This window comes from Pseudonocardia hydrocarbonoxydans (assembly GCF_006539565.1).
GTDB lineage: Bacteria > Actinomycetota > Actinomycetes > Mycobacteriales > Pseudonocardiaceae > Pseudonocardia > Pseudonocardia hydrocarbonoxydans.
Genome location: NZ_BJNG01000030.1, coordinates 109,671 through 117,879, shown reverse-complemented (window position 1 = coordinate 117,879; position 8,209 = coordinate 109,671). Strand labels below are relative to the sequence as shown.

Annotated in this window: 10 protein-coding genes; 6 read left to right on the top strand and 4 right to left on the bottom strand. The window is 74.9% G+C overall.

Annotated elements, in window-relative coordinates; translation table 11 throughout:
- Positions 1-2 precede the first annotated feature (2 nt).
- Positions 3-1,142: a fumarylacetoacetate hydrolase family protein gene (locus tag PHY01_RS17605; protein ID WP_141280054.1), complete on the bottom strand. Its 1,140-nt coding sequence runs from the start codon at positions 1,140-1,142 to the stop codon at positions 3-5.
- A gap of 18 nt (positions 1,143-1,160) precedes the next feature.
- Positions 1,161-1,913 (bottom strand): enoyl-CoA hydratase/isomerase family protein, encoded by a 753-nt coding sequence (locus PHY01_RS17600; RefSeq protein WP_141280052.1) that lies wholly within the window; start codon positions 1,911-1,913, stop codon positions 1,161-1,163.
- Between the two features lie 69 nt (positions 1,914-1,982).
- Between PHY01_RS17600 and PHY01_RS17595 the strand changes: the two genes are divergently transcribed.
- Genes PHY01_RS17595 through PHY01_RS26605 form a run of 4 tightly spaced genes read left to right on the top strand, consistent with a single transcriptional unit; the run spans position 1,983 to position 4,417 of the window.
- On the top strand, positions 1,983-3,068 hold the full coding sequence (locus PHY01_RS17595; protein ID WP_141280050.1) for an S-(hydroxymethyl)mycothiol dehydrogenase: 1,086 nt from the start codon (positions 1,983-1,985) through the stop codon (positions 3,066-3,068).
- Positions 3,068-3,694 (top strand): MBL fold metallo-hydrolase, encoded by a 627-nt coding sequence (locus PHY01_RS17590; RefSeq protein WP_141280048.1) that lies wholly within the window; start codon positions 3,068-3,070, stop codon positions 3,692-3,694. The genes PHY01_RS17595 and PHY01_RS17590 overlap by 1 nt, the downstream gene beginning before the upstream one ends.
- A 31-nt stretch (positions 3,695-3,725) precedes the next feature.
- A complete protein-coding gene (locus PHY01_RS17585) occupies positions 3,726-4,031 on the top strand; it encodes a type II toxin-antitoxin system prevent-host-death family antitoxin (protein ID WP_141280046.1) in 306 nt (101 codons plus the stop codon).
- Entirely contained in the window at positions 4,028-4,417 is a 390-nt protein-coding gene (locus PHY01_RS26605) for a type II toxin-antitoxin system VapC family toxin (protein WP_170183864.1), read from the top strand. The genes PHY01_RS17585 and PHY01_RS26605 overlap by 4 nt, the downstream gene beginning before the upstream one ends.
- On the opposite strand, the gene PHY01_RS17580 is transcribed toward PHY01_RS26605, so the two are convergent.
- Both PHY01_RS17580 and mtnA read right to left on the bottom strand, forming a co-directional pair.
- The gene (locus tag PHY01_RS17580) at positions 4,350-5,543 is read right to left on the bottom strand and encodes an MFS transporter (protein ID WP_246085974.1); all 1,194 of its coding nucleotides are present in this window, start codon (positions 5,541-5,543) and stop codon (positions 4,350-4,352) included. The genes PHY01_RS26605 and PHY01_RS17580 overlap by 68 nt on opposite strands.
- A complete protein-coding gene (gene mtnA / locus PHY01_RS17575; protein WP_170183867.1) occupies positions 5,540-6,481 on the bottom strand; it encodes an S-methyl-5-thioribose-1-phosphate isomerase in 942 nt (313 codons plus the stop codon). Before mtnA ends, PHY01_RS17580 begins: the two co-directional genes overlap by 4 nt.
- A gap of 100 nt (positions 6,482-6,581) precedes the next feature.
- Here mtnA and PHY01_RS17570 point away from each other — a divergent pair, with 100 nt between their 5' ends.
- Complete coding sequence (locus tag PHY01_RS17570) at positions 6,582-7,274, top strand: metal-dependent transcriptional regulator (protein ID WP_141280043.1); 693 nt, start codon at positions 6,582-6,584, stop codon at positions 7,272-7,274.
- Entirely contained in the window at positions 7,271-8,206 is a 936-nt protein-coding gene (locus tag PHY01_RS17565) for a metal ABC transporter solute-binding protein, Zn/Mn family (protein WP_141280041.1), read from the top strand. The genes PHY01_RS17570 and PHY01_RS17565 overlap by 4 nt, the downstream gene beginning before the upstream one ends.
- The last annotated feature ends 3 nt before the right edge of the window (positions 8,207-8,209 follow it).

Genomic DNA, 8,209 nt, shown 5'->3' with positions numbered 1-8,209 from the left:
CCCTAGGCGTCCCGGGCCGGGAGCACCCGGCCGCGCACCTCGCCCAGCTCCAGGCGACCGCCCCCGACGGCGGGCGCCGTCGCGTTGATGACGACCTCGTCGCCGTCCTCCAGCCACGTGCGGGTGGCACCGCCGCCCAGCGCGACGGGCTCGGTGCCGCCCCAGCCCAGCTCCAGCAGGCAGCCGCGCTGGTCGCGGCGGGCGCCGGACACCGTCCCGGAGCCCAGCAGGTCGCCCGCCCGCAGCGGGGCCCCGTTGGTCGTCAGGTGGGTGACCAGCTGCGCGACGGTCCAGTACAGGTCCACCGCGGGCGGCCGGGAGACCGTCTCCCCGTTGATCGTGAGCTCCAGGGCGATGTCCAGGCCGCGGTCGCCGGGCCCGAGCAGGTGGGGCAGCGGGACGGGGTCGCGCGGCGGCGGATCGGTCCACGCGGCGGCCAGCTCGTCGAGCGGGGTGACCCAGCCGGAGATCGACGTGGCGAACGACTTGCCCAGCAGCGGCCCCAGCGGGCGCGACTCGAAGGCCTGCACGTCGCGCGCCGACCAGTCGTTGAGCAGCACCACCCCGAAGACGTGGTCGAGCGCGTCGTCGATCGTGACCGGCCCGTCGGACGGGCCGAGCACGAAACCCAGCTCGACCTCCAGGTCGAGCCGCCGCGTCGGCGCGAGCTCCCCCGCGGCGACCTGCCCCCACGGCCGCACGACCGGCGTCCCCGACACGCGTACGGTGCCCGCCCGGCCGTGGTAGCCGACCGGCAGGTGCTTCCAGTTCGGCGCGAGCGGCGGCGCACCCGGGCGGAAGATCTCCGAGGCGTTGACGGCGTGCTGCTCGCAGGCGAAGAAGTCGACGTAGTCGGCCACCGTGAACGGCAGCCGCAGCTCCAGCCCGGCCGGGGGCAGCACGTACGGCGCGTGGTCGGTGCGCAGGCGCGGCGCGAGCCAGCCGTGCACCTCCCGCCACGCCGGGCGCCCCGCGGCGAGCAGGGCGTCCAGGGTGGGGGCGGCGAGCAGGTCGGCGTGCGGCCCGCCCTCGACGTCGGCGAGCGACCCGATGTCGACGACGCCCTCCGGCGACCGGGCCACCACCCGTCCCGGCCCGGGCCGGCCCGCCCCACCCACCACTCCCAGCGCCAGGCTCCGCATGCGGGAACGGTAGCCGGGCTAGCGCCGGGTGACCGACTCCAGGTAACGGGCGGTCCACCCGTCGGACGCGCGGCGGATCCACAGCGCCACCGTCGCCTCGGCCTCCTCGCCCGCGGCGTCCATCCGGTGCAGGGCCTCTCGGCGCAGCTGCGCCTTGGTGAACGCGAACGTGTCGGCCGGGATCGAGTCGGCGAGCGTGCGGGCCCGGTCGACCGCGGCGGGCAGCACCTCGTCGGCGGGCAGCACGTCGTCGACCAGGCCCAGCGCCCGCGCCTCGGCGGGGAGGTGGGTGGCCGCGCCGGTGATCAGGCGCCGGGCCACCTGGTCGCCCACGGCGTACCGGACGACCTCCACCGCGACCCGCGGCAGCGGCACCCCCACCGCCAGCTCCGGGAGCCCGATGCGCGCGCTCCCCTCGGCCATCAGGACCGCGTCGGCGGCCGCGGCCAGCACCGCACCACCGGCGATCGCGTGCCCGTTGACAGCGGCCACCACCGGCTTGCCCAGCTCGAACACGCTGCGGAACAGGCCGTCGAGCGCGGGGACGAAGCGCCGCGCGTACGGCTCGCCGTCGGCGAGGAGGCGGCGTAGGTCGGCCCCGGCGGAGAACGCGCGACCCGATCCGGTGAGGACGACGGCCCGGGCCGGGCCCGTGGCCAGGTCCCGGAACCGGGCGGCGACCGCGTCGCAGAGCTCCGGGTCCAGGGCGTTGACCGGTCCGTGGGCCAGCCGGAGCACCGCGACGTCGTCGTCACCATCGAGTTCGATCACGTCCCGGACGGTACCCGGGCGGCGTCACATGGCAGGCTCCGCATGAGCCGACATCCAGGAGGTACCACCATGCCGCAGAGCGTCCGCGGGGTCGTCGCACTGAAGAAGGGCGAGCCCGTCTCCGTCGAGACGATCCTCGTCCCCGATCCCGGCCCCGGTGAGGCCGTCGTCCAGGTCCAGGCCTGCGGCGTGTGCCACACCGACCTGCACTACCGCGAGGGCGGGATCAACGACGAGTTCCCGTTCCTGCTCGGCCACGAGGCCGCGGGGATCGTCGAGTCCGTGGGCGACGGCGTCACCGACGTGGCGCCGGGCGACTTCGTGATCCTCAACTGGCGCGCGGTCGACGGCACCTGCCGGGCCTGTCGCCGCGGCGAGCCCTGGTACTGCTTCTCCACCCACAACGCCGCGCAGAAGATGACGCTGGAGTCGGGCCAGGAGCTCTCCCCCGCGCTGGGCATCGGGGCGTTCGTCGAGAAGACCCTGGTCCACTCCGGGCAGTGCACGAAGGTGAACCCCGCGGTCAAGCCCGAGGTGGCGGGCCTGCTGGGCTGCGGCGTCATGGCCGGCATCGGCGCGGCGATCAACACCGGCGGCATCGGCCGCGGCCAGTCCATCGCCGTCATCGGCTGCGGCGGCGTCGGCGACGCGGCCATCGCGGGCGCGTTCCTGGCCGGCGCGTCCACGATCATCGCGATCGACATGGACGACCGGAAGCTGGAGTGGGCCAAGGGCTTCGGCGCCACCCACACGATCAACGCCCGGGAGCAGGACGTGGTGGAGGGCGTGCAGGCGCTCACCGACGGCAACGGCGCCGACGTCGTCGTCGACGCGGTGGGCCGCCCGGAGACCTTCAAGCAGGCCTTCTACGCCCGCGACCTGGCCGGTACCGCCGTACTGGTCGGCGTCCCGACCCCGGACATGACCCTGGAGCTGCCGCTGATCGACGTGTTCGGCCGCGGCGGGGCCACCAAGTCCTCCTGGTACGGCGACTGCCTGCCCAGCCGTGACTTCCCGATGCTCGTCGACCTGCACCTGCAGGGCCGGCTGCCGCTGGAGAAGTTCGTCAGCGAGACCATCGCGCTCGACGGCGTCGAGGCGGCGTTCGAGAAGATGCACAAGGGCGACGTGCTGCGTTCGGTGGTGGTCTTCTGATGGGGCCGATCGACCATCTCGTCACCTCCGGCACGTTCTCCCTCGACGGCGGCACCTGGGACGTCGACAACAACGTGTGGATCGTCGGCGACGACCGCGAGGTCTTCGTCATCGACGCCGCGCACGACGCCGACAAGATCGCCGAGGCGGTCGGCGGGCGCACGGTGAAGGCGGTCGTCTGCACCCACGCCCACGACGACCACGTCAACCAGGCCCCCGCACTGGCCGACCGGTTCTCCGCCCCGATCCTGCTCAACCCGGCGGAGAAGGTCCTGTGGGACATGACCTGGCCGGACCGGCAGCCCGACGGCGAGCTGGCCGACGGACAGGTGATCACCGCGGGCGGCATCGAGCTGCGGGTGCTGCAGACCCCCGGCCACTCCCCCGGCTCGTCGTGCCTCTACTCCGCGGAGCTGGGCACCGTGTTCTCCGGCGACACCCTGTTCCAGGGCGGGCCCGGCGCCACGGGGCGGTCGTACTCGAACTTCGACACGATCATCGAGTCGATCCGCACGACGCTGCTCACGCTGCCCGGCGCCACCACCGTGCGCACCGGGCACGGCGACGCCACGAGCATCGGCGACGAGGCCCCGCACCTGGAGGAGTGGATCGCGAAGGGCAGCTGATCGGTAGCACATCGAGTGCTACCGTGGTCGCATGAAGGAAGCGGCCGAGACCATCGGTGTCCGCGAACTGCGCCAGAACGCATCGCGATACCTGGCGAAGGTGAAGCAGGGCCAGCGCATCGCCGTCACCGACCGCGGGGAGCTGGTGGCGTACCTGGAGCCGATCGACGAGCCGCGCACGACGTACCAGCGGATGGTCGCGGCGGGCCAGGTCCGGCCCGCCGCGGGGAGCATGCGCGACCTGCTGGCCGAGATCGGGTCCCCGCCACCCGCCGAGCCGGACGAGAGCTCGCCGTTCGAGGAGCTCATGCGAATGCGCGACGAGGAACGGTATTGATCTACATCGACACCTCGGCGCTGCTGCGGGTCGTCTTCCCCGACGACTCGACGCCCGCGGTCGAGCGCCTCCTCGACGATCCGGGCGCCGAACTGATCTCCAGCACGCTGCTGTGGGTGGAGGCGCGCCGGGGCACCGCGCGCCGGGCTCCTCGGCGGCTGCCGCGCGTCGATCTCCTGCTCGACCGGGTGCAGGCGATCGCGATCGGCGATGCCGTCATCGCGTCGGCCGGCCATCTGCCCGACCCGCTCCTGCGTTCGCTCGACGCGATCCATCTGGCCACCGCCCTGTTGATACGCGAGGACGTCGAGCTCCTGCTCACCTACGACGACCGGCTGGCCGAGGCCGCCCGGGCCCACGGGATCCCGACCGCCGCCCCGGCCTGACCACCGGCGCCACCACCACGAGCAGCAGCGCCGAGAGCCCGAACGCGGCCCGGAACCCGAACGGTTCCGCCACCGCCCCGAGCCCGACGGCCCCCGCTCCCGTCCCGGCGTCGTAGGCGATGTTCCAGGCCGCGCTGGCCCGGCCGTAGCCTGCGGGCCCACCGGCGGCGAACAGCGTGGTGAGGGCGTCGTTCTGCACCAGCCCGAACCCGACGCCGACGAGGGCCGAGCCCACCAGCACCGCCGCGCCGACCTGCAGACCGACCACCTCCACGCCCATCCCGGCCGCGACGAGCAGCACGCCGGGCAGCAGCAGCCGGCCCCCCAGCCCGTGCCGGTCGACCAGCCGGCCCGCCAGCGACCGGCCGAGCAGCGCCGCCAGCGCGGTGACCAGCAGCGCCGCGGCCGGCAACAGCCCGGCGCCGGGCACGGCCAGCGGCAGGAACGTGATGAGCCCGCCCTGGGCGATCGAGCAGCCGAGCATCGCCGCCAGCGGCCCGGCCGCGACCGCCCCGCCCCGGACCTCCCCTTCCCCGACCACCCCGGCCGGCACCGGCCGGGGGACGGGCCGCGGCGCCCGTACCCACGGTACGGCGAGCGCCCCGAGCAGCGGCGCCACCCCGGCCGCGACGAACACCGGCGTGAACCCCACGGTCTGCGCGACCGCGACCCCGGCCGGGAGCAGCACGAGCTGCGGCAGGCCGATCGCCACCCCGTAGCGCGCCGCGGCCCGCCCGTGCTCGGCCGGAGCGACGAGCTCGGCCACCAGCGCGCTCCCGACGACGGTCAGCAGCCCGAACCCCACCCCCCGCACGGCCGACACCGCCAGCACCGGACCCAGCGCGGGCGAGAGTGCCAGCAGCGGTGTCGGCGCGCCGAGCGCCACCAGGCCGATGCCCAGCACGAGCCGGTAGCCCAGGCGCGCGACCAGCCACGGCACGCAGAGCTGGGTGGCGATCGTCGCGAGCATGAGGACGCCGGTCGTCGCACCCGCCGCGAGCTCCCCGGCCCCCGCCACCCACGACGGGACTACCGGCAACAGCAGCGCGTACCCGCCGAACCCGAGCACGGTGGCCACGAGCATCGCCCGGAACGGGACCGACGCCGTCCCGGCAGGGGTGGTCACGGACGCCAGACCCGCCGCTCCGTGACGATCGCGGTGACCAGGTCGTGCGGCGTCACGTCGAACGCGGGGTTCCAGGCCGGGCCGTCGCACACCTCGTCCGCGGCGCGCTCCTCGATCTCGATGTGCGCGCCGTCGGGCGTCGCCGGGTCGACGGTGCTCTCCGGGGCGGCCACGACGAACGGGATCCCGGCGCGGGCCGCGGCCAGCGCGAGCGGGTAGGTGCCGATCTTGTTGGCGACGTCGCCGTCGGCGGCGATCCGGTCGGCCCCCACCACCACGGCGTCGACGAGCCCGCGCGCGATCACCGACGCCCCCGCCCCGTCGACGACGACGTGGTGCGCGACGCCGATCGCGGCCAGCTCGACCGCGGTGATCCGCGAGCCCTGCAGCAGCGGGCGCGTCTCGTCGGCGACGACGTGCGCGACGCGTCCCCGCGCGTGCAGCGAGCGCACCACACCCAGCGCGGTGCCCCACTCGACGCAGGCCAGCGCGCCGGCGTTGCAGTGGGTGTGCAGGCGCAGCGGGCGCTCGCCGCACAGCGCGGTGAGCAGGTCGGCCCCGCGGTCGCCGATGGCGTGGCAGGCGGCGATGTCCTCGTCGCGCAGGGCCAGGGCGGCGGCGAGCACGGCGTCGGGCCCGCCCGGCAGCGCGGCCCGGGCCCGGGCGACGCCGACGGCGAGGTTCACCGCGGTGGGCCGGGCGGCGGCGAGCCGGTCGCAGGCCGCGTCGAGCGCGGGGCCGTCGAGCGTGCGCGCGGCCAGGGCGACGCCGAGCGCCCCGGCGACGCCGAGCGCCGGCGCCCCGCGCACGACCAGCCTGCGGATCGCGTCGACGAGCGCGTCGACGTCGGCGACCGCGGTCGTCCGCAGTGCGGGCAGGGCGGTCTGGTCGACCAGGACGACGTGGCCGCCCGGGTCCCAGTCGATCGTCCGTGGCAGCACACCCGTGACCCTATGTCGCAAGTTGCGACGATCACCCGGGTTGGGATCGGGTAGAGCATCGGTTAGCCTCGCTGCAACCGGTAGTTAGAGGAGACTAATGATCGGCGATCGAGTGCTCGACTGCTGCGCGCTGCCGCACACCTCCGCGGTGGAGGACACGCTGCGGGTCGTCTTCGTGCGGGCCGGGCGCAGCGAGCCGGTCAGCACCTCTGCGCTGGCCGACGCGTTGCACGTCAGCGCGCCCACCGTCTCGATCATGCTCAAGCGGCTGACGGCCGCGGGCCTGCTCCGGCGCACCGACGGCCACCTCGCCGCACTCACCGACCACGGCGCCGCCCACGCCCGCGACGTGGTACGCCGTCACCGCCTGCTGGAGGCCTTCCTCGCCCAGGAGCTGGGCGTGCCGTGGGACGAGGTGCACGCCGAGGCCGACGCCCTGGAACACGCGGTGTCCGACCGGCTGCTCGACCGCATCGACCGCCACCTGGGCCGTCCCGAGCGCGATCCGCACGGCGACCCGATCCCCCGCGGCACCGGCGGGCTCGACGAGGACTGGGGGGTCCGCCTCGACGCCGCCCCCGCCGGCTCGGCGTTCGACGTCGAGCGGGTCTACGACCGCGACAGTGCCGCCCTGCGCTACCTGGCCGACCTCGGGATCCACCCCGGAGTGAGGATCGACGTGACCGGACGACAGCCCTTCGGCGGCCCCCTGTGGGTCCGCATCGGCACCATCGAGCACGCACTGGGCGACCCGCTCACCCACCTCGTGCACGGCCGGGTCGTGGCATGAGGCGCCTGATCGCGGCCGCCGTCGTCGGCCTGGCCCTGCTCACCGGTTGCACGTCCACGGCCGCGTCGGGCGACGAGCCGATCGGCGACCGCCCGGTCCGCGTCACCACCACCACCAACTTCATCACCGACACCGTCGAGCGGATCGGCGGGGCGAGCGTCGAGGTCACCGGCCTGATGGGCCCCGGCGTCGACCCCCACCTCTACCGCGCGAGCGCGGGCGACGTCCAGACGCTGCGCGACGCCGACGTGATCTTCTACGGCGGGCTGCAGCTGGAGGGCCGGATGGCCGAGCTGCTCGACGAGCTCGCCGCGCGCCAGCTCACCAGGGCCGTCACCGAGGAGATCCCGCGCGCGCAGCTGCTCGCCCCCGCCCCCGGCACGGACGAGGAGTACGACCCGCACGTCTGGTTCGACGTGGAGCTGTGGAAGCAGGTCAGCCGCACGATCGCCACCACGCTGTCCGAGCGCGACCCGGCCCGCGCCGCCGACTACGCCGCCAACCTCGACGCCTACCTCGCCGAGCTCACCGAGCTCGACGCCTACGTCGCGCAGCGGATGGCGCAGATCCCGCCGGAGCGACGGCTGCTGGTCACCTCGCACGACGCCTTCGAGTACTTCGGCCGCCGCTACGGCCTGGAGGTGGCCGGCATCCAGGGCATCTCCACCGCCGCGGAGGCCACCACCGCCGACGTCGAGCGGGTCGCCGAGCTGATCTCCGCCCGCGGCGTGCCGGCGGTGTTCGTCGAGTCCAGCGTGCCGCGCCAGACGATCGACGCCCTGATCGCGGCCGCCGCGCAGCGCGGCGCCACCGTCACCGTGGGCGGGGAGCTCTACACCGACGCGGCCGGTTCGCCCGGCACTCCGGAGGGCACCTACGTCGGGATGCTCCGCGCCAACGCCGACCTGATCGCCGACGGACTGGGAAGCTGAGAT

Coding starts and splice junctions, on each gene's coding strand:
- PHY01_RS17570 (WP_141280043.1), top strand. CDS start 6,582: ATGATCGGCGATCGAGTGCTCGACTGCTGCGCGCTGCCGCACACCTCC.
- PHY01_RS17585 (WP_141280046.1), top strand. CDS start 3,726: ATGAAGGAAGCGGCCGAGACCATCGGTGTCCGCGAACTGCGCCAGAAC.
- PHY01_RS17595 (WP_141280050.1), top strand. CDS start 1,983: ATGCCGCAGAGCGTCCGCGGGGTCGTCGCACTGAAGAAGGGCGAGCCC.
- PHY01_RS17605 (WP_141280054.1), bottom strand. CDS start 1,142: ATGCGGAGCCTGGCGCTGGGAGTGGTGGGTGGGGCGGGCCGGCCCGGG.
- PHY01_RS17565 (WP_141280041.1), top strand. CDS start 7,271: ATGAGGCGCCTGATCGCGGCCGCCGTCGTCGGCCTGGCCCTGCTCACC.
- PHY01_RS17590 (WP_141280048.1), top strand. CDS start 3,068: ATGGGGCCGATCGACCATCTCGTCACCTCCGGCACGTTCTCCCTCGAC.